Raw genomic sequence first — 20,129 nt, forward strand, 5'->3', positions numbered from 1 at the left:
TCGTATGAGCGACATCCTTGACGACGTCACCGCCGCGAAACTCATCAAACACATCCGGGAGAGCGATCAGCCGAGCCCGCATTTCCAGGCCACCATGATCAACTTCGTCTGGTCGCTCCACCGGAGCGACGGCGATCTGGACGAGATCGTTCTCGAAGACGGCGAGATGGAGGAGATGTTCAACGGCCTCCCGACCGATCCGGAACAGGAACTAGCGTTCATCGAGTAGCCCCGACCGGCCTTCCCTCTCCCGACGGGATTCGGCTCGACGTAACGCACGGTTACGGTTCGAGTGACAAACGTACCGTTCTATGAAGATCGAAACGGCGTTCGTATTGCTATCTTGGGTGAACGCGCAAATTCTTTTATTCGCGTGTCGATGTCCCCTCTGGGGGAACGGCGCCTCTGACATGGACCCATCCGAGTCTCGCTCGGCCGATACCCTGCCCCCGAGTTTCCGTTCGTCGGTTCCGGCCTTCTCGGCCCGGAACCGTTGGTCGACCGCGACCCCGTCCGGTTCGGCTTCGCAGTACGGTCCGTGGTAGTCCGTGACGAACTCTCTCCCCCGTAGCGGCGTGTCGGGGTCGATTTTACGGGACGCCACCTGCCGGTCTCACCCGCCGAAGGTCGCTTCGAACGCCTCGTACTCCTCGACTCCGAGGAGCGACGACACCTGGTTCAGGGGGAGCAGATCCTCGTCGTGATCCCCGTCCTTCGTCATGGAGTCCATGTACGCTTGCATGGCGGGTATCGACGCCTGTAGCATACCGGCGACATCCGACACCAAGGAGACCCCAGCCTCGTCGTACGCCGCGACCGGATGCCAGGTTTCGAACTCGTCGTGGTCCATCTCGACTCCCAGCGCGTAGAACGGAGCGTCGACGCCCGCGGCGATCGTCGAGAGGTCCTCGAGGGGGGCAACTTCCCCCAGCATGAACACGTCCGCGCCCGCCTCGGCGTAGCGATTCCCACGGCGAACGACGTCGTCGATCCCCTCCGTTTCGTAGGCGTCCGTCCGCGCCATGACGACGAACTCGTCGTCGCTCCGGGCCTCGATGGCCGCCGCGAGTTTGTCCGCCATGGTGTCGGCGTCGATCAACTCTTTTCCTTCCAGCAGTCCACATTTTTTGGGCGTCGCCTGGTCCTCTATGAACACGCCGGCTGCCCCCGTTCGCTCGATCTCCGAGATCGTATGTGGGAGATTGACGACGCCGCCGTACCCGGTATCACCGTCGACGACGACGGGCGTCTCACCGGCGGCACGGACCATACTGTGAACGACGTCGACGGTCTCTTTCAACGAGGTGAAATTCAGATCCGGATAGCCGAGCAGACTCGCGGCGGTCCCGTAGCCGGACTGTTGGACTGCGTCGACGTCGGCGTACTCACAGGCGATCTTGGTACTCAACGAATCGTGTACGCCGGCGAGATACGCGACCTCTTCGCGCTCGATCAGTTCCCGCAACCGTTCCCGGCGCGCCGTGTCGTCCATCGTGTGTCACCGATCGTCGTGTTCGTCGGCACCGACTTGAATGCGTCCCTGGGTCGGGTCGTTCGCCGGGTCGTCCCGGGCAACTCCGAGTCGTCAGCGCGAGGCTCTCGACGGATGTCCGCTCGGACTGCGGACGCGACGCTTCGGGTCAGAAGTGTTCGCGATCACGGAAGCAACTTTGAAATCACCCGCCACTGTTGATGGCGTACCCAGCTCTCCATATGACCGATCACGGCTCACAGGGGCAGAAGGCACAACTGGACAAGGCCGAACGCGAACACCTCGAGGACGTCGTCGCAGACATGCGAGGCCGGGTCGAGGCAAACGTCGAACACCGACTCACACAGCGGGGTCTCGACGACGAACCGGATTCCCGCCACGAACGCGACGGCGACACGAAGCAACTGGTCGAAGCCATCGAACTCGAGGCGGTCGATGGCCAGGACTGGGACGAAGCCTTCGAGCAGTACGTCACCGGCGTCGGCTACACGCTCGTCAACCGTCTCGCCGCCCTACGCTGTATGGAGGTTCGTGGATTCCTCGACGAGGAAGTCACGGTGTTCAAAGACGACGGGCTGACGCCCGCCGCCGAGACGCTCGTTCGCGAGGAATTCCTGCTGGAAGGGGAAGCCCTTCTCCAAGCGTATCACGACGCCTGTGACGCCTTCGCCGCGGAGATCGAGATCCTCTTCGACCGCTCGTCGGTGTATAGTCAGGTCGACCCGGACCAGAGTACCTTCGAGGATCTCTGTGAACTGCTCGACGCGGTACCCGACGCCGTCTGGCGGGCCGACGACGTGTTGGGGTGGGTGTACGAGTATTACAACCGACCCAACCTCGCCGACGTGAGAGAACGGGCTCACTCCGGCGGCGGACTCGGAACGGACGACATCGGCGTCGCGAACCAGTTTTATACGCCCCACTGGGTCGTCCGGATGCTCACCGACAATTCGCTCGGTAAGCTCTATCTCGAAACCCGGGACAAACTGGCAGAGACGATTCGATCACAGGACTCGCTCACGGCCGGCGCCCGGAAACGGCGATCGACGGCACCGAGTGAAACCCCGACCGTCTCGGAGTTCTGTACGTATCTGGTACCGTCCGACGCCGGCGAAACGCCGACGTTCGACCATCCCGCCGAAATCCGCGTCATCGACCCTGCGTGTGGGAGTGGCCACTTCTTACTCTATGCCTTCGACGTGCTGGAACGAATTTGGCGTGCGGAAACCGACCTCGACCACGCCGAGATTCCCCGAGAGATCCTCCGGCACAATCTTCACGGTGTCGACCTCGATATGCGAGCCTGTCAGCTCACTGCCTTCAACCTCTATCTGAAAGGTCGAACCCGGGCGGAAAGGGAAGGTGCGGATGGCTTCGACATGCCCGACTCGGGTATCGTCTGTGCCGACGCGGCGGTGGCCGAACTCGACGGTGTCGAGGATGTGTTCGACGAGGTGGCCAAGGGGAGAGAGGACGTCGAGACGGCTCTCCGGACGATCCTCGATGCGTTCGAAGATATTCACGGTCTCGGCAGTCTGCTCGACGTCCGTGGAACGCTCGGCGAACTGTTCGAAGCGAGTGCCGACGGAACGGTACAGCTCACACTCGGCGATGATCCACGGGAGGATCACACGCTCGGTCAGGTTCTCCGCAATCTCCGGGAGGCCGTCGACGAACGGACGGACGACGATTCGTTCCTCGCACGGGATCTGCGGAGCTTCGTGCGACTGCTGGACGTACTGGCCCGGGAGTACGATGTGGCCCTGATGAACCCCCCCTACGGGAGTGGTAAACGCATGCCGGATTCGATCCAGCGGTATCTCGACGAGCAGTACGAATACTACCGGGAATTTTATATCAATTTCTTCGAAGCGTGTTACTCCCTGGCGAAAGACGACGGCCGAATCGGGATGTTGGTCCCGTGGACATTGATGTTCAAGCCCTCGTTTCAGGAGTTTCGAGAGGATTTCATCGGCAACCGCGGGGCGTTCGATTTCCTGGCCGAGTACGGCTACGGCGTCCTCGACAACGCGACTGTAGGGACGGTCGGAACGGTCGTCAGGAAGTCGGCACGGTCGAACCAACAGGGGGAGTTCATACGGTTACACGACGTGGCGAAGGGAAACAAGGAAGGGGTGTTCACCGACGTCATCTCGGGAACGTCGGACGATGTCCGGCGTTACTACTCGATCGACTTGAACGAGTTTTCCGCCATTCCCGGGACGCCGATGATATACTCCATCCCCCGAGCGATCCGTACACTCCACGATACCGAGTTGAAACTCGATCCCGGGCGGGCGGATATCGACGGGACGGGTATCGCCGACGCCGTTCAGGGACTCGCCACCAGCAACAACGATCGATTCGTGCGGTATCACTGGGAATGCGACGGTGACTCGTTCAGACCGTACGCCAAGGGCGGTGCCGATGCGTGGGTGCTGCCACAGTCGACCACTTCGATCAGTTGGGAACGGGACGGAACGGAGATTCAACGACTCTCTAGCTCCCGCTTTCAGAACGAACGGTTCTACATGAGGGAGGGGTTGACGTGGACTTACATCAAACGCACGGGAAGACGGTTCGGATATATGCCCGAGACGATCTTCGATGTCACGGGTTCGATGCTCTTCCCCGACGACGGCTACTCGCCGTGGCGGTTACTGAGCGTACTCAATTCGACAGTGTATCACGGCTTGTTCCTCTCTCTCACGCCGGAGCGCGACTGGCAGATGGGCGTCGTGGGGCGTATCCCGTGGCACGAGGCTCTCGACGATGCCGAACGTCTCGAAGAGATAGCGAGAGCGCAATACGTGGCCGTCGCGACGCAGAAATCCCACGACCCCCGCCATCCACTCTACGTCGCGCCGAGAATTCTGCCGACGGAGGCGACACCGTTCTATCCGGACTCGGAACATATCGCCCGGCACCAGGACGTCGATCTCGACCGGATGGTGGTCGACGAATCGTGGCCGATCGGACGTGCAGCGAGAGTCGGTGAACGGGATCGTCGACGGTCTCGAAGGCGTCTCGAGAAGTTGGCGGACCGGGCCGACGAAGTCGTCGCCGACGCTCTCGACATTCCTCCGGAGGTCAACGACGCGATGAAACAGGAAATATTCCTCCGAACGTCGGAGGAACCGGACGACCGAACGGTTCCCGATCCGGACTCCGTTCCGGAGACGCCCGACGATATCGAACAGCAGGTGACCGACCTCGTTCACCATTTCGCGATGGACATCGTTCGCGAGACATCCGATGGGATCGTCCCGGTCGAGGCCGCCCGGGATCGGGCGACGATGCTCGACCGCATCGTCGATCGGTTCCACGACGTGTACGAAGAGCACGCGGAGGACCGCCTCGTCGAGGTGGACGACGTTCTGGGTGCACGATCCGCCACCGACGAGGCCTATCCGAACCTCCGAGCGTTCATCGCCCAGGATCTGTTCGACTACCACGTCGACCGGATGGAGAAGACGCCGATCCTCTGGCGGCTCACCACCGAGCGCCTCATCGCCGACTCGGTGGGCGAGGGGTTCGCCTGCTTTCTCGATTACCACAGCCTCGATTCGGGTACGTTCGACCGGTTGTCCACTCGATATCTGGAACCACGAAAGGCCGAACTCAGAGAGCGCCGTAGTGCCGCGAATCGCCGTCGTAGCGACGATTCGCTCCCGGCTCGCGAACAGGCTGCGGCCGCCGAGACCTACGAGCACTGTGCGAGCGGGCTCGATCAGATCGGTCGCTTCGAGGACGTGCTTCAGGAACTCGGGAGGATCGACGAACGCGACTTCGACGACGCTGGCCGCCGGCGAGCCGAGGAACTGGCGCCGAAGGTCGCCGCGTTCCGCGAGACGACGCGCGAACGCGTCGAGACGCTAGCGAAACTGCGCGAGCGCAACGGCGAGGCGTGGTTCAAGGACGCGTTCTCGGATACGTTCTGGGAGACGGTCGACGAATGGCGCGAAGAGTGGCTCGACGCGCTGGACGAGCTCGAATACGCCTGCTCGGAGTACGCCGCCCCCGTCGACGAACCCGTCGAGGCACATCTGGCGGACCTGTTCGACTACTTCGGCTGGCGGCTCAAGGGGTCGGATCACTACTCCAGTACGGGGATTCTGTTCATGACCTACTACTTCGAGCGGGAGGGTGCTGACTTCCTCGACGCTGACGGCCAACCACACGACAATCTGACTGCAGACGAACGCCTGCTTGCCTCGCTCGGGATGGGCCTCGATTCCTCGGTCGTCGACGAGACGTCCCTCGAAGCGATCGCCGACGACGAGGGTGTCGACGACGTCGACGAACTCCCGCCGCTTGCCGAGTTCAAGGCACTGGCCGAGGACATCGACGATCGCTGCCAGGCCGTGGACAAGCATATTCCCTCGAACTGGGCCGACCGTGCGCTCTCGGAGATCACGACCGCCGGCTACCAGCCGAATCGGAAATACGGCGTCGAAATCAACATCACACCGCTCGCCGACGCCGAAATCGTCCCGAAAACCGTCGACGACGACGTGTTGTAGTCTCGGGCCCGGCGGGAGGGGTGCGTTCCACGCGCTTTCGAGTCCCCCTCACGACGGCCCCGGGAGGTACAGCAGTCGATCATAAACGATGGGGAACGCTCCGACGGTCTGAGAGCACCGATGCGGTGACGGAGCATATCCATCCGGCTCGTGTTCTTCCCAACGAGACCTACCGCGGTGGCCCGTCCCCAGTACGGGAAGGGCGACAAGTACCGAGAGACGCCACTGACGGACTCGCTGGCGGCGACGATCAACGCCTATGCCGACGTTGCGTGACGACGCCCCCGACGACGCGCTCGTGCCGCGCACGACGCGCACCGTCCGCGACTGGGTCACCAGTATCGGCGAGCATCGGCTCGACGAGACTGACGACGAGGGGTGGTCGTACCTCTCCGCGCACGACCTACGGCGCACCTGGGGGACGCTGCTCGTCGACGACGAAGTCGAACCGGGACTGGTGATGGAGTGGGGGGCTGGGAAGACTGGGAGACGTTTCGGGAGGCGTACCTCGGCACCTACTCGACGAAAGCGAAGACTCGGGCGCGGGCAAAAGTCGACTGGCTCTGACTACAGCCACTCGGTCCCGACGTATTCGAGACCGTCGACCTCTTTCTGGGCATACACCTGCGAGACTCGATGTATCACGTCCGCAACCTGCTTGGCCGACAGGGTCGCGTCGGCGAAGTAGAACGCCGCTCGGTAGTCGTCATCATCGAGTTCGAGGGCGAAATCGTCGTCGTAGGTGACGATGATTCGGTCGGTCTCTCTGGAGTACCGAGCGATTGGTCGGTCGTCAGTCCCCTTCCCGAGTTCGGTCGCGAAGTCGATGTGTTCGACGTCGTGGCCGTAGTTTTCGAGACGGTGGAGTACCTCGTGCTCGACGTTCTCGTCGAGAATCAGCCGATACACCATCCGGTCACTCCTCGGGTGGTGTCAGCGTCGACCGGCGCTTGGCTTCCTCGACGGCCCGCTCGTGTCGCTCCTCGACCTGTTCCATCTCCTCGGGATTGTTGTGGAAGTAGGCCAGCGCCTCGTACACGTCCGCAACGTCGAGGCCGTGACGGTCCGCGACCGTCTCCGGGCGAAGCCCGCGCTCCTCGACGCGCTCGTGGACGTACCGGACGGTAATTCGACTCCCCTCGATGTGGGGCTCTCCGTGGACCGTCGACTCCTCGCTCGACACGATCCGGTATGTCTGCGTCGCCATTCTGCTCACACCTACGCCGTCGATACTGAAATAGATTCGCCGGTCATCCGAACCCCGCCCACCAGCCGGACCGGACCTTATCGGGCGGCCGCACCGCCGGCAACGGCCGCTGTAACTCCGCGTCGACATCCCCACCGAGATACAACTCGCCCCAGCTGGTAATCTCGTACTCGTCGTCAAGGCCGACATCCCGAATGTAGACATCAACGAACCCCGCGTTCGCCAGAACGCGACACCGATGCTCGATCCGACGACGGTCGCCCTCGACGCCCTGATCGTAGGCGATCTCCCACGCCGTCGCCGTCGATACCTCGGACAGATACTCGAGTATCCGCTCGTCGGTGTACTTCATCCAGTGGCCCGTCTTCCGATACTTCATATCTTATGCGCTCGCCGCCCCCTCTCCGTTGTCGCTCGCATCCTCCAATTCATCGGCGTCGAGTTCACCATCGAGATACTTCTTCCCCTCTTCGGTGATGACGTAGACTCCGTTTCCGAGGTGGGTGAGCAGTTGATGATCTGCGAGTTTCTGGAGACGGCGAGAAACGTGCTGTCGAGAGACACGAATAACGTCGGTATCGGCCAATTCGGACGGTGATCCAGACCCTTCCTCCCGGATCACCTCTAAGATTCGATCATCCCAGATCGTCATCCACGTCCCGGATAGTCGCATTAAGCACCTATGTGGACCACTGTCACCTAATAAATGGTAAAATAGCCAAATAGCACCAAATGATTGCTTTAGTGCCTGCGTAAATTATATGTGATGCTGGTGCGGATTAGGTCGTGCAGAGCCGCGTGAGACTCTGTTGGCACTTCGAGGTTGGTCGGTGACGCGGACGGTGCTGGAACCACCGTCCGCGTTACGGTTCCGCGGTTAAGCCATCCGAACCGCGAGTACCACGGGACGAATGTCCTGCATGACCGGAAACGGACCGAGCGGAAATCAACCTGACGACGGCGACTGCGTCGTCTGTGGTGACCCAGCAGACGGGGTCGACGCGCCCACGCGCCAGCCTATCTGTCGGCGCTGTGCGTCGATCCGGTGTGACGGCGGACAGGAGATCCGACCGGGACGCCGGCGCGTCACGTCGTCGATCACCTTCGGCGGCAGTTCGGGGAACCACGTCGCCACGCCCGGCGACGACGTGAACCACATCAGCGGCGAGGTGGACATCGAGGTGTCCGGCGCGTCGTCGGACTACCCACATCCGACGCGGCTTCAACGGGAGATCGAGGCCGCCGTCGCCGACATGCTCGACGACTACGCCGAGCGGGTGAGCGACGACGTCGACCGCGGCGACGGTATCGAGACGGACGGTGGCGAGGATCAGTTTTCGGTCCGCGTCGGCGAGATGGTCCGGGAGATCGAGGAGGACGTCGAGGACTCGACGAAGGCCGAGGCGATGCTGTACGCCCGGTGCTCGGCCGCGTTCGAGGACCTGCTCGACCACTACCGACAGTTCGCGTACGCGAGCCGCGAGCACGTCATCCTCGAACTGCTGTTCCACGTCGGGTGTCGCGTCGGCGCGCTCCACGGTCTCGACGTCGCCGACTACCACCCGGACGAGGCGTACCTGGAGTTCGTCAACCGCGAGCCGGAGACGCCGCTGAAGAACGACGTCCACGGCGAGCGGCCGGTCGCACTGTCCGACCGTGTCGTCGACGTCATCGAGGACTACCGACGGGTGAACCGCCCCGACGTGTCGGACGACCAGGGGCGCCGGCCGCTCATCGCCACGACGCGCGGCCGCATGAGTATCTCGGCGATGCGGGACACCGTGTACCGGATGACCCGCCCGTGCGAGTACGGCGAGTGCCCCCACGACCGGGACCCGGAGAACTGCGAGGCGATGAAGACCGGACGCGCATCACGGTGCCCGTCGAGCCGTGCGCCCCATGACGTCCGCGCGGCGGCGATCATGCGGATGCGCGGACTCGACATCCCTGCCGAGGTGGTGTCTGCTCGGGTCAACGCCACGCAGGAAGTGATCGAGGACTACTACGACGAACGGACGCCTCGGGAGCGGATGGAACAGCGCCGCGAGAAACTGGGTGATCTGGACTGAAATCGACTGACCGCCCGCGAGGGGACCGTCTTTATTTCGTATCCGCCCTCCCCGATTTGAACGGGGGGCAAGCCGATCTACAGTCGGCTGCTCTACCAGTCTGAGCTAAGGGCGGGCACGTAAACGTAATCGCCAGACTGGACTTAAGGATTCTCATTTACTCGGCGGCCGGACCCGAACCCTTTCGTCGGCCGGTCGCCATCGACGTCGCATGGACGAGGAGCGCCAGGCCACCTTCGGGCCGGACGGCGAACTGGAGACGGAGGCGCCGGAGGCGACGGGCACCAACGACTTCGGGGCGGAGACCGGTGCCGACGAGACGGATGGCGGCTTCAATCGCTACGCGGTCGTCAGCCTACTCCAGAAGGCGATCCGACGGGGCGACGAGGAGGCGTCGGCGTGGTGTGCGTGGGAACTCGCCCGATCCGGTTTCGGGTGGAACCTCTGGGAACGACTGAACACCTTCGTCGTCGAAGACCTGAAGGCGGACACGCGAGCGCCCCTGCTCGTGGGTCGATACGAGGAACTGGCCGAGCGATGGGACATGGACTCCCGGCGAGGACAGATGGCGGCGGTGCAGGCCGCACTGGTCGTCGCCCGCACGCGGGGCGCTCGCGAGGGCGCCAACGCGGTCAACGGCTTCCACGCCGTCGCGAGGAAGCGCGCCGAGGCACGGGCCGAAGGCGAGGAGCCGACGCACACGTTCCCAGTCACGGCCGACGACCTGTCTCAGGGCGGCGAGTACGACGTCGCCCTCGACGGCCACACCGGCGAGGGGAAGCGACTGGGTCGTAGCTCGCCGTTCTTTCGGATCCACGGCGCACGTGTCGGCCCCGAAGGCGAAACCGAGGTGAGCGCGCGCTGGAAGCGGCTCTTCCTGGCGCTCGACGAGTACGACTACACCGACGAACAGGTCGCCCACGCGCTCGCGGCGGTCGATCCGGACGACCGGTGGGCCGATCCCGACCTCTAGTCCCAGAGCGCGTACATGTCGTCGCGGATCGGCTCCGTGTAGCGGTTCCCGTTCAGTTCGACGGCCGGTTCGTCACCCTTGATCCGGCCGACGTCGACGGCGGCGATGTCCTCGTCGTGAAGCGCCGAGAGCGCGGCATCCGCCTCGTCGTCGGGGACGGTCGCCAGCAACGCCCCGGAGCCGAGGACTCGAAGCGGGTCGACGCCCACGGCATCACAGAGCATGCGGGTCTCCTCGCGGACGTGGATGGCGTCGGCGTCGACGACGAGGGTAACCTCGCCGGCCAGCGCCATCTCGATCAGCCCTCCGAGGACGCCGCCCTCGGTGGGGTCGTGCATGGCGGTCGCCACCGGTGCGAGGATGGCCGCCTCGGGCATGACGCTGAGGTCGTCGAACGCCGCCCGCGCACGGTCGAGCACGCCGGTGGACACGTCGAGGCGGTCCCGGAAGTCAGTCGCGAGGACGCCCGTGGCCTCGATGCCCGCGCCCTTCGTGAGAAGGAGACGGTCGCCCGGGGTCGCTCCGCCCGTGGCGACGAAGCGATCCGCCATCCCGAGACAGGCGAGCGAACAGAGCGGGCGGTCGAGGCCGGCGACCACCTCCGTGTGCCCACCGGCGATCGCCAGTCCGAGACGATCGGACTCCGCGTCGAGTTGGCCGGTGATCGTCCCCAGCAGGTCGGGGTCCGCATCGGGGAGCAGGAGGGTGCTCAGGAGGTATTCGGGACGGCCGCCGGCGGCCGCTACGTCGTTCGAGGCGACCGCGACGGCCAACTGGCCGATGCGGTCGGCCGCGAGCGAGATAGGATCGGTGCTGACGATCAGCGTTCCCTCCCTGACCCTGATCGCCGCGGCGTCCTCGCCGAACGCCGGCCCCGCGAGCAGGTTCGGGTTGGCGGCGCCCGTCCGGGAGAGGACGAACTCCGACAGCACCGCCGGGTCGAGCTTACCGGTCATGCGCGATCCGTACGCCCGCCCCGCTCATGTGCCTTCCCGTCGGCGGCCGGACCGCACCCTACAAGCCCTCCCGCCGGCAACGTTGACTATGCTCATGACACCCGGTCCGACGGCGCTCCCCCCGTCGGTCAGGGAGGCGGCCAGCGAGGAACTGCTCAACCCCGACGTGGATCCGGCCTTCGCCGACCGATACGACGGCCTCCGCGACACGCTGGCGAGGGCGTACGGCACCGACGACGAGGTGGTCGTCCTCGGCGGCGAGGGCATCCTCGGACTGGAGGCGGCCATCGCGTCGACCGTCGCACCCGGCGACCGCGTGCTCTGTCTCTCGAACGGCCCGTACGGCGACGGCTTCGCGGATTTCGTCGAGAGCTACGGCGGCGAGGCAACGCTCGTCGGCGCCGACTACGACGACCCGCTCCCTCTCGACGCCCTGGAGCGAACACTCGACGACGGCGAGTTCGACCTCGCGACGATGGTCCACTGCGAGACACCGACGGGGACGCTCAACGACCTCTGCCCCGCGCTCGACCTGTTCGACGCCCACGACGTCCTCACCGTCGTCGACGCCGTCTCGTCGCTCGGTGGCGTTCCGGTTCCGACCGACCGCATCGACATCGCGCTCGGCGCGTCACAGAAGTGTTTCAGCGCACCACCGGGACTCGCGGTCTGTGCCGTCAGCGACGACGCGTGGGACCGCATCGAAGCCCGTGACCCCGACTCGCTGTACACCAACCTGCTTCCGTGGCACGACGCCGAACAGCCCTACCCCTACACCCACCTCTCGACGCTCGTCGTCGCGCTGGAGGCGGCGCTGGATCGGCTGCTGGAGGAGGGACTCGACGCCGTCTACGACCGCCACCGTGAGGCCGCCCGCGTCTGTCGGAAGCGGGCGCGCGAACTCGGTCTGGCACCCTACCCCCGTCCCGAGCGGAGTTCGCCGACGGTCACCGCCCTCTCGGTGCCGGGCCGGGCGACCGACCTGCAGGAGCGCCTGCATCGTGAGCACGACGTGACGCTCTCGACCGGGCTCGGCGGTCTAGAGGACGACGTGCTCCGTGTCGGCCACATGGGGTACAACGCCGACGTCGAGAAGGTCGAACGGACCATGGACGCGCTGGCGGCGACGCTCTAGTCGACGCCACGCTCGGTCACGCGGATCCCCTTCTCCGCGAGGTGGCGCATCTGTCGTTGGGCGAAGTCCTCCTCGCTCGTCCCCCGGGTCGCCAGCACGTACACCGTGGCGCTCCCCGCGGGACGCATCGTCCGACCGGCACGCTGGGCGCCCTGGCGACGCGACCCGCCCAGTCCCGAGGCGACGACGGCGAGTTCCGCGTTCGGGAGGTCGATTCCCTCGTCGCCGACGCGGGAGACGACGAGCGTCCGGCGCTCGCCCTCGCGGAACTCGCGGAACAGGCGGTCGCGCTCGTGGTGGGGTGTCTCGCCGCTCACGAACGGGGCGTCGACGGCCTCGGCGATGGCCCGTCCGTGGTCCAGCCAGTCGACGAACACCAGCGCCTTGGCGGTGGGGTGCTCGGCGAGCAGATGCCGGACCTCGTCGACCTTCGCCGGATTCTCCGCCGCGATCCGGTGTTTCGCGCGCCGCTCCGCGCTCGCGTACGCGTTTCGATCCTCGTCGGTCGCCCAAGGCAGATACCGGATCTCCACTTCGGGCTCCTGAACGTAGCCCGCGTCGAAGAGCGCGTCCCAGTCGGTGCCGATCGGCGGCCCGACGAGCGTGTAGATGTCCGTCTCGCGGTCGTCCTCCCGAACGGGCGTCGCGGAGAGGCCGAGACGGTGCTTGCTCTGGAGGTCTGCACTCCGGCGGTACACCTCGCTGGGGATGTGGTGGACCTCGTCGTAGACGATCAGCCCCCACTCCCGACGGTCGAACAGCGACCGGTGGCGGTCCATCCCCGCGATCTGATAGGTGGCGATTGTAACGGGCCGTATCTCCTTCTCGCCGCCGTGGTACTCGCCGACGTTTTCGGGGTCGAGGGTCGTGTGTTCGAGGAGTTCAGCCCGCCACTGACCCGCGAGTTCGCGGCTCGGAACGAGGATCAGCGTCTCGCCGCCGACCGCCGCGAGCGCACCGATGGCGGCGACCGTCTTCCCGCTCCCCGAGGGACCGACGAACACGCCCGCTCGCTGGTCGAGGAAGCGATCCCTCCAGTCGCGCTGGTAGTCCCGCAGCGAGGTCGTCAGTTCCACGTCGAGGGGATCGCCGGTTTCGAGGTCGCGGTCGTCGACGACGGGGTAGCCCGCCTCGTAGAGGATTCGCTTGATCGCCGCCTCGCTCCCCTCGACGACCCAGCTCTCCGTGTCCGAGATCGGTGCGTGGAGGTGGTCCTCGTCGAGTTTCTGTCTGGCGACGTTTCCCATCAAGCTCTCGCTCGCCGCCTCCAGTACGGTGTAGCCGTCCTCGTGCGTCCGGAGCGTGAACTGCTCGGCGCGGGTCCACTGGCGTTCGATCCACTCCTCCAGGTGCGGGGAGCGCCGGGGCAGTACCGACCGGAGGGTGTCCCGGAACCCCTCGAACTCGTCGAACGGTGCCGCCCACACGTCCTCCCGACGGATCCGATAGAGGTAGCCCTTCGTCCCCGAGGTGTCGACCAGGTGCGCGACGCGGGAGAGCTGTGCGCGGGTGTACTGGGTCGGCTGGTCCACGACGAGTTCGCGCCGTTCGGGAAAGAGGATCACGCGCTCGCGGTCGGCGAGGCGCCCCCACTCGGTCGGATACCAGACCACCGGATCGGCGCCCACATCCAGCCGTTCGACGTCGCCGCCGGCGGCCAACCGGTCGAGCGCCGCGCCCGCGGCCGCCTGCGAACAGCCGAGTCGGCGGGCAACTTGTTGGGCGGTGGCGACGGGTCGTCCCTCGTCCTGTAACGCGTCGAGAAACGACTCCAGTGTGACGGCGTCGGCCTCGTCCGTCGGCGTCTCGGTCATCGGCCGCCGTAGGGGCCCGACGGAGAAACGCGTTGTGACCCGGCGGACGGCCGTCGCTGTCGATGGGGCGGGTCGGGGCGGTGGTCCGTGACGCGACCTACCCCAGGAGGCCGAGGTCGTCGATCCGGTCGACGATCACCTCGACCGCCTCGGCGGCGTCGACGGTGCGTTTCCCTCCCGTGATGACGATCTTGCCGCTCCCGAAGAGCAGGATCACCACGTCGGGGTCGTCCATCCGGTAGACCAGTCCCGGGAACTGCTCGGGTTCGTACTCCACATCCTCCAGGCCCAGACCGATGGCCAGGGCGTTGAGATTGAGCGTGTGTCCCAGATCGGCGCTGGAGACGATGTTCTGGACGGTGATCTCGGGGTCCTCCTCGACCGGGATGTGCAGGTCGCGGAGTTTCCCGAAGATGATGCCGAGTGCCTCGTGTACGTCGTCGATGCTCTTGGCGCCCGTACACACGATCTTGCCGGAGCGGAAGATGAGGGCCGCCGCCTTCGGTTCTTGTGTCCGGTAGACCAACCCCGGGAAGTTGTCCGGATTGAAGTCGGCACCGGGGAGGTCCTCGGCCAGTGCCTCCAGGTCGAGTTCCTGTCCGATTCCCGTCGATGCCACCACGTTCTGAATCTCTATCGAATCTGCCGGGTCACTCATCGTATGCGCGACATTGGTATCCCCATCCTTATAAAGGACCACGGCGGCAGGACGGAGGCGCGCCCACCGCCCGTGGGGCCCGCCCCCACGAGAGGGATCACCACGCAAATATCAGTCCGGCAGCCGATTTCGGCGGAGATCAGAGGGGTTAAGTATTCACCTCCCATCGGAATGTAATGCGAAGGGCGAGGGCGACGGTGCCCCCGGCCTCCCCGGACCGGTCACGCCGACCGGGGCGATTCCACGCCCGATCAACGGGCTTATGTGGGTTGCCCTCCTCGGTTCAGGTCCGGACGAAACATGAGGATCCCACCCCTGCGGTCCGCCGTAAGCCGGGATCTGATGTGAGCCTTGGTGGTTCGGTGTCACCCGGTCGGCGCGGTGACTCGAACCACGGACCTCAGTGGTCTATACGACGCGGAGACTGTCTCTCAGAGAGAGACAATCTCCCCGCCACCCCTCACTCGCAAGAGTGAGCCCATTCCGGTTGATCCTGCCGGAGGCCATTGCTATCGGGGTCCGATTTAGCCATGCTAGTTGCACGAGTTTAGACTCGTAGCGAATAGCTCCGTAACACGTGGCCAAACCACCCTCCAGCGAGCGATAACCTCGGGAAACTGAGGCTAATAGCTCATCCCCGTCTCACGTTGGAATACCGAGACGTGCAAAGCTTACGCGCTGAAGGACGTGGCTGCGGCCGATTAGGTAGACGGTGGGGTAACGGCCCACCGTGCCGATAATCGGTACGGGTTGTGAGAGCAAGAACCCGGAGACGGAATCTGAGACAAGATTCCGGGCCCTACGGGGCGCAGCAGGCGCGAAACCTTTACACTGCACGCAAGTGCGATAAGGGGACCCCGAGTGCGAGGGCATATAGTCCTCGCTTTTCAGTACCGTAGGGAGGTGCTGGAATAAGAGCTGGGCAAGACCGGTGCCAGCCGCCGCGGTAATACCGGCAGCTCGAGTGATGGCCGATCTTATTGGGCCTAAAGCGTTCGTAGCCGGCCACGCAAGTTCATCGGGAAATCCGCCAGCCCAACTGGCGGGCGTCCGGTGAAAACTGTGTGGCTTGGGACCGGAAGACCCGAAGGGTACGTCTTGGGTAGGAGTGAAATCCCGTAATCCTGGACGGACCGCCGATGGCGAAAGCACTTCGGGAAGACGGATCCGACGGTGAGGGACGAAAGCCAGGGTCTCGAACCGGATTAGATACCCGGGTAGTCCTGGCCGTAAACGATGTCTGCTAGGTGTGACTCCCACTACGAGTGGGTGTTGTGCCGTAGGGAAGCCGCTAAGCAGACCGCCTGGGAAGTACGTCCGCAAGGATGAAACTTAAAGGAATTGGCGGGGGAGCACTACAACCGGAGGAGCCTGCGGTTTAATTGGACTCAACGCCGGACATCTCACCAGCATCGACAGCAACAATGACGATCAGGTTGATGACCTTGTCAGAGCTGCTGAGAGGAGGTGCATGGCCGCCGTCAGCTCGTACCGTGAGGCGTCCTGTTAAGTCAGGCAACGAGCGAGACCCGCACTCCTAATTGCCAGCACCGGCTTCGGCCGGGTGGGTACATTAGGAGGACTGCCGTGGCCAACACGGAGGAAGGAACGGGCAACGGTAGGTCAGTATGCCCCGAATGTGCTGGGCTACACGCGGGCTACAATGGCCAAGACAATGGGTTCCAACCTCGAAAGAGGACGGTAATCTCCTAAACTTGGTCGTAGTTCGGATTGAGGGCTGAAACCCGCCCTCATGAAGCTGGATTCGGTAGTAATCGCGTGTCAGCAGCGCGCGGTGAATACGTCCCTGCTCCTTGCACACACCGCCCGTCAAAGCACCCGAGTGGGGTCCGGATGAGGCCGTCGCACGACGGTCGAATCTGGGCTCCGCAAGGGGGCTTAAGTCGTAACAAGGTAGCCGTAGGGGAATCTGCGGCTGGATCACCTCCTACTGACCGGGACCTCCCTCACGGGAGGCCCACCACACGACCACTGCCGTCCACGGTTCGCCCACCGCACCGATCGGGCACCGTAGAACCACCACGGCTCACACCACTACGCCAACGCTTCCGCCCTGTGGTGGAAGCGGGCCCATAGCTCAGCGGTAGAGTGCCTCCTTTGCAAGGAGGATGCCCTGGGTTCGAATCCCAGTGGGTCCATGCCAACCCACCCGCGCCGAATCGCACGCCTTAAGTGCGAGACGGCGTTGGGTTGGGTTACGCAAGACCGATGCACCAGCCCGCGAAAGCGCGGCTGGGAAGGGTCGAACGCGCTCGCATCCACGAGAGCGTAATGAGACCGTGTGTACGTGCGATCCAGGCGTCCACTGGACCCGACAGTCAAACCGGGTCACTAGTGTGACAACCATCAATCTGGCTACTGTGCCAGCTGGTGAATGGCTCGGCTCGAGAGCCGATGACGGACGTGCCAAGCTGCGATAAGCCTCAGGGACCTGCATGGAAGGAAAGAACTGAGGATCTCCGAATGGGAATCCCCTCGCAATTGCCTCGCGCAATGGGGAACGCTCCGAATTGAAACATCTCAGTAGGAGCAGGAACAGAACGCAAACCGCGATCCCGTTAGTAACCGCGAGTGAACGCGGGCCAGTCCAAACCGAATCTCTCACGAGACATGTGGTGTCGACTGACGATCACCGTCCGACCCGTCCCGAGAAGTCTCCTGAAACGGAGCGCGATACAGGGTGACAGCCCCGTATCGGGACACGGTACGACGCGAGTCAGTTCAAGAGTAGCGGGGATTGGATATTCCTCGTGAACGTCCCGGGCATCAACCGGGAAGACTAAACACTCCTCGAGACCGATAGCGAACAAGTAGCGTGAGCGAACGCTGAAAAGTATCCCGAGAAGGGAACTGCAATAGAGCCTGAACTCAGTTGGCGATCGAGCGACGGGGCATACAAGGTCCTTCGATAAACGACCGTGGGGCGACCCACCAGTAGGACTCGAAGGAAGCCGATGTTCCGTCGTGCGTTTTGAAAAACGAACCAGGGAGTGCACTTGCTTGGCGAGCCTAACTCGACCATCGAGGAAGGCACAGGGAAACCGATACGGCCGCAGTCTTAGGACCAGGGCCACCGTGTTCAAGCGCGGGGAGTCAAGTGGGTGCGACCCGAAACCGGGTGATCTACGCGTGGGCAGGGTGAAGCGTACCGAAAGGCACGTGGAGGCCCGTTAGGGGTGGTGTCCTACAATACCCTCCCGTGACCTATGCGTAGGGGTGAAAGGCCCATCGAACCCGGCAACAGCTGGTTCCAGCCGAAACATGTCGAAGCATGACCTCTGCTGAGGTAGTCCGCGAGGTAGAGCGACCGATTGGATGACCCGCCTCCGAGAGGAGTCGGCCATCCTGTCGAACTCCGAACTTGCGGACGCCACAGACGCAGGGAGTCCGGTGTGCGGGGTAAGCCTGTGCACCGTAAGGGAGACAACCCAGCGGTAGGTTAAGGTCCCCAAGTGTGGATTAAGTGCGATCGAAGGTGGTCCCGAGCCCTAGACAGCCGGGAGGTGAGCTTAGAAGCAGCTACCCTCTAAGAAAAGCGTAACAGCTTACCGGCCGAGGTTCGGGGCGCCCAAAATGATCGGGGCTCAAATCCACCACCGAGACCTACCCGTGTCCGTCACAGGACAATCGCGTAGGCTGGCACTCCGCTCGGGCGGAAGTACGGGAGAGATTTCGTATGGACCGAGTGGTGACGATAATCCTGGTCACAGTAGCAGCGATAGTCGGGTGTGACACCCGACGGCCTTACGAGCAAGGGTTCCTCGGCACTGCTAATCAGCCGAGGGTTAGCCGATCCTAAGTCTCGCCGTAACTCGACCGAGACAACAGGGAAACTGGTTAATATTCCAGTGCCACCACACGTTGAAAGTCGACGCTTTGGGGACAACCGAGCCGGGCTTTCGCCCGGTCGAATCGAGTACCGCCGTGGAAGCCGTAATGGCAGGAAGCGGCCAACTCTCGAGATAGTGTAAATCGGTCGTACCTAGAGCCCGTGAAAAGACGAGTGTGGTGTTCGTACCGAGATCCGACACAGGTGCTCTGGCAGCGAAAGCCAAGGCCCGTCGGGAGCAACCGGCGTTAGGGAATTCGGCAAGTTAGTCCCGTACGTTCGCAATAAGGGATGCCTGCTCTGTGGAAGAGCAGGTCGCAGTGACTCGGGCGCTCCGACTGTCTAGTAACAACATAGGTGACCGCAAATCCGCAAGGACTCGTACGGTCACTGAATCCTGCCCAGTGCGGGTATCTGAACACCGAGTACAATCGGACGAAGGACCCGTCAACGGCGGGGGTAACTATGACCCTCTTAAGGTAGCGTAGTACCTTGCCGCTTCAGTAGCGGCTTGCATGAATGGATCAACGAGAGCGCCACTGTCCCAACGCTGGGCCCGGTGAACTGTACGTTCCAGTGCGGAGTCTGGAGACCCCCAAGGGGAAGCGAAGACCCTATAGAGCTTTACTGCAGGCTGTCGCTGAGACGTGGTCGCTACTGTGCAGCATAGGTAGGAGGCGGTACACAGGTACCCGCGCTAGCGGGCCACCGAGCCAGCATTGAAATACTACCCGGTAGTGACTGCGACTCTCACTCCTGGCGGAGGACACCGGTAGCCGGGCAGTTTGACTGGGGCGGTACGCGCTCGAAAAGATATCGAGCGCGCCCGATGGTCTCCTCATCCGGGTCGGAAACCCGGAAGAGAGCGCAAGAGCACAAGGAGGCCTGACAGTGATCTTCCCAACGAGGATCGCTGACGCGAAAGCGTGGTCTAGCGAACCCACGAGGTTCATTCATGGGACCCGTGGATGACAGAAAAGCTACCTTAGGGATAACAGAGTCGTCACTCGCAAGAGCACATATCGACCGAGTGGCTTGCTACCTCGATGTCGGTTCCCTCCATCCTGCCCGTGCAGAAGCGGGCAAGGGTGAGGTTGTTCGCCTATTAAAGGAGGTCGTGAGCTGGGTTTAGACCGTCGTGAGACAGGTCGGCTGCTATCTATTGGGGGTGTTGACGGTACCTGACGGGAACAGGCGTATAGTACGAGAGGAACTCCGCCTGGGTGCCACTGGTGTACCGGTTGTCTGAGAAGGCAGTTGCCGGGCAGCCACGCACCACGGGGTAAGAGCTGAACGCATCTAAGCTCGAAACCCACCTGGAAAAGAGGTACCACCGAGGACACTCGTAGAAGACGAGTTAGATAGACTCGGGGTGTACGCGTCGAGGCAACGAGACGTTCAGCCCGCGAGCACTAACAGTCCAAGCCACATTCATTGGAGTTCGCACTGTGA

General features: G+C 63.6%; 13 protein-coding genes, 2 tRNA genes and 2 rRNA genes. 8 read left to right on the top strand and 9 right to left on the bottom strand.

The genetic code is table 11. The features are described 5' to 3' along the window. The first annotated feature begins 4 nt into the window (after positions 1–4). Complete coding sequence (locus tag NBT82_RS10420; protein WP_251328058.1) at positions 5–229, top strand: hypothetical protein; 225 nt, start codon at positions 5–7, stop codon at positions 227–229. Between the two features lie 384 nt (positions 230–613). Here NBT82_RS10420 and NBT82_RS10425 read toward each other — a convergent pair whose 3' ends face one another. After that, positions 614–1,492, bottom strand: coding sequence for an isocitrate lyase/PEP mutase family protein (locus NBT82_RS10425; protein WP_251328059.1), 879 nt, complete (start codon positions 1,490–1,492; stop codon positions 614–616). Between the two features lie 221 nt (positions 1,493–1,713). On the opposite strand from NBT82_RS10425, the gene pglX reads away from it, so the two are divergent. Further along, on the top strand, positions 1,714–6,015 hold the full coding sequence (pglX, locus tag NBT82_RS10430; protein ID WP_251328060.1) for a BREX-5 system adenine-specific DNA-methyltransferase PglX: 4,302 nt from the start codon (positions 1,714–1,716) through the stop codon (positions 6,013–6,015). A 567-nt stretch (positions 6,016–6,582) separates the two neighbouring features. On the opposite strand, the gene NBT82_RS10435 is transcribed toward pglX, so the two are convergent. From NBT82_RS10435 to NBT82_RS10450, 4 genes are read right to left on the bottom strand one after another with little or no spacing between them, the layout of a single operon-like run. Beyond that, positions 6,583–6,927 (bottom strand): DUF5615 family PIN-like protein, encoded by a 345-nt coding sequence (locus tag NBT82_RS10435; protein WP_251328061.1) that lies wholly within the window; start codon positions 6,925–6,927, stop codon positions 6,583–6,585. Positions 6,928–6,931: 4 nt separating this feature from the next. Next, the gene (locus NBT82_RS10440) at positions 6,932–7,222 is read right to left on the bottom strand and encodes a DUF433 domain-containing protein (RefSeq protein WP_251328062.1); all 291 of its coding nucleotides are present in this window, start codon (positions 7,220–7,222) and stop codon (positions 6,932–6,934) included. A gap of 43 nt (positions 7,223–7,265) precedes the next feature. Beyond that, positions 7,266–7,601: a winged helix-turn-helix domain-containing protein gene (locus tag NBT82_RS10445; protein ID WP_251328063.1), complete on the bottom strand. Its 336-nt coding sequence runs from the start codon at positions 7,599–7,601 to the stop codon at positions 7,266–7,268. A gap of 3 nt (positions 7,602–7,604) precedes the next feature. Continuing rightward, positions 7,605–7,895: a helix-turn-helix domain-containing protein gene (locus NBT82_RS10450; RefSeq protein ID WP_345780646.1), complete on the bottom strand. Its 291-nt coding sequence runs from the start codon at positions 7,893–7,895 to the stop codon at positions 7,605–7,607. 247 nt (positions 7,896–8,142) lie between these two features. Here NBT82_RS10450 and NBT82_RS10455 point away from each other — a divergent pair, with 247 nt between their 5' ends. Continuing rightward, positions 8,143–9,291: a site-specific integrase gene (locus NBT82_RS10455; protein WP_251328065.1), complete on the top strand. Its 1,149-nt coding sequence runs from the start codon at positions 8,143–8,145 to the stop codon at positions 9,289–9,291. Between the two features lie 41 nt (positions 9,292–9,332). On the opposite strand, the gene NBT82_RS10460 is transcribed toward NBT82_RS10455, so the two are convergent. Continuing rightward, positions 9,333–9,406 (bottom strand) — tRNA-Tyr (locus NBT82_RS10460). Between the two features lie 96 nt (positions 9,407–9,502). Between NBT82_RS10460 and NBT82_RS10465 the strand changes: the two genes are divergently transcribed. Beyond that, positions 9,503–10,264, top strand: coding sequence for a hypothetical protein (locus NBT82_RS10465; RefSeq protein ID WP_251328066.1), 762 nt, complete (start codon positions 9,503–9,505; stop codon positions 10,262–10,264). Here the strand turns inward: NBT82_RS10465 and NBT82_RS10470 are convergent. Continuing rightward, positions 10,261–11,220, bottom strand: a complete 960-nt coding sequence (locus NBT82_RS10470; RefSeq protein WP_251328067.1) for an AIR synthase family protein — start codon at positions 11,218–11,220, stop codon at positions 10,261–10,263. The two genes, NBT82_RS10465 and NBT82_RS10470, sit on opposite strands and share 4 nt — an antisense overlap. Positions 11,221–11,308: 88 nt before the next feature. Here NBT82_RS10470 and NBT82_RS10475 point away from each other — a divergent pair, with 88 nt between their 5' ends. Continuing rightward, positions 11,309–12,355: a pyridoxal-phosphate-dependent aminotransferase family protein gene (locus NBT82_RS10475; protein WP_251328068.1), complete on the top strand. Its 1,047-nt coding sequence runs from the start codon at positions 11,309–11,311 to the stop codon at positions 12,353–12,355. Here the strand turns inward: NBT82_RS10475 and NBT82_RS10480 are convergent. Beyond that, positions 12,352–14,169, bottom strand: a complete 1,818-nt coding sequence (locus NBT82_RS10480; RefSeq protein WP_251328069.1) for a DEAD/DEAH box helicase — start codon at positions 14,167–14,169, stop codon at positions 12,352–12,354. The two genes, NBT82_RS10475 and NBT82_RS10480, sit on opposite strands and share 4 nt — an antisense overlap. Before the next feature lie 97 nt (positions 14,170–14,266). Beyond that, positions 14,267–14,827, bottom strand: a complete 561-nt coding sequence (locus NBT82_RS10485) for a TATA-box-binding protein (RefSeq protein WP_251328070.1) — start codon at positions 14,825–14,827, stop codon at positions 14,267–14,269. Positions 14,828–15,307: 480 nt separating this feature from the next. Here NBT82_RS10485 and NBT82_RS10490 point away from each other — a divergent pair. From NBT82_RS10490 to NBT82_RS10500, 3 genes are all read left to right on the top strand, one after another. Further along, positions 15,308–16,777 (top strand): 16S ribosomal RNA (locus tag NBT82_RS10490). Between the two features lie 137 nt (positions 16,778–16,914). Then, positions 16,915–16,986: transfer RNA gene (locus tag NBT82_RS10495), tRNA-Ala, on the top strand. A 208-nt stretch (positions 16,987–17,194) separates the two neighbouring features. Continuing rightward, positions 17,195–20,111: ribosomal RNA gene (locus NBT82_RS10500) — 23S ribosomal RNA — on the top strand. Together the 16S and 23S rRNA genes with 1 tRNA gene alongside form the textbook arrangement of a ribosomal RNA operon. Positions 20,112–20,129: the final 18 nt, after the last annotated feature.

The organism is Haloplanus sp. HW8-1 (assembly GCF_023703795.1).
GTDB classification, from domain to species: Archaea; Halobacteriota; Halobacteria; order Halobacteriales; family Haloferacaceae; genus Haloplanus; species Haloplanus pelagicus.

Bases quoted from the DNA above. Each gene is read 5' to 3' on its own strand.
- NBT82_RS10435 (WP_251328061.1), bottom strand. From the start codon at position 6,927: ATGGTGTATCGGCTGATTCTCGACGAGAACGTCGAGCACGAGGTACTC.
- NBT82_RS10470 (WP_251328067.1), bottom strand. From the start codon at position 11,220: ATGACCGGTAAGCTCGACCCGGCGGTGCTGTCGGAGTTCGTCCTCTCC.
- NBT82_RS10485 (WP_251328070.1), bottom strand. From the start codon at position 14,827: ATGAGTGACCCGGCAGATTCGATAGAGATTCAGAACGTGGTGGCATCG.
- NBT82_RS10420 (WP_251328058.1), top strand. From the start codon at position 5: ATGAGCGACATCCTTGACGACGTCACCGCCGCGAAACTCATCAAACAC.
- NBT82_RS10445 (WP_251328063.1), bottom strand. From the start codon at position 7,601: ATGAAGTATCGGAAGACGGGCCACTGGATGAAGTACACCGACGAGCGG.
- NBT82_RS10455 (WP_251328065.1), top strand. From the start codon at position 8,143: ATGACCGGAAACGGACCGAGCGGAAATCAACCTGACGACGGCGACTGC.
- NBT82_RS10465 (WP_251328066.1), top strand. From the start codon at position 9,503: ATGGACGAGGAGCGCCAGGCCACCTTCGGGCCGGACGGCGAACTGGAG.
- NBT82_RS10425 (WP_251328059.1), bottom strand. From the start codon at position 1,492: ATGGACGACACGGCGCGCCGGGAACGGTTGCGGGAACTGATCGAGCGC.
- NBT82_RS10480 (WP_251328069.1), bottom strand. From the start codon at position 14,169: ATGACCGAGACGCCGACGGACGAGGCCGACGCCGTCACACTGGAGTCG.
- NBT82_RS10450 (WP_345780646.1), bottom strand. From the start codon at position 7,895: ATGCGACTATCCGGGACGTGGATGACGATCTGGGATGATCGAATCTTA.
- pglX (WP_251328060.1), top strand. From the start codon at position 1,714: ATGACCGATCACGGCTCACAGGGGCAGAAGGCACAACTGGACAAGGCC.
- NBT82_RS10440 (WP_251328062.1), bottom strand. From the start codon at position 7,222: ATGGCGACGCAGACATACCGGATCGTGTCGAGCGAGGAGTCGACGGTC.
- NBT82_RS10475 (WP_251328068.1), top strand. From the start codon at position 11,309: ATGCTCATGACACCCGGTCCGACGGCGCTCCCCCCGTCGGTCAGGGAG.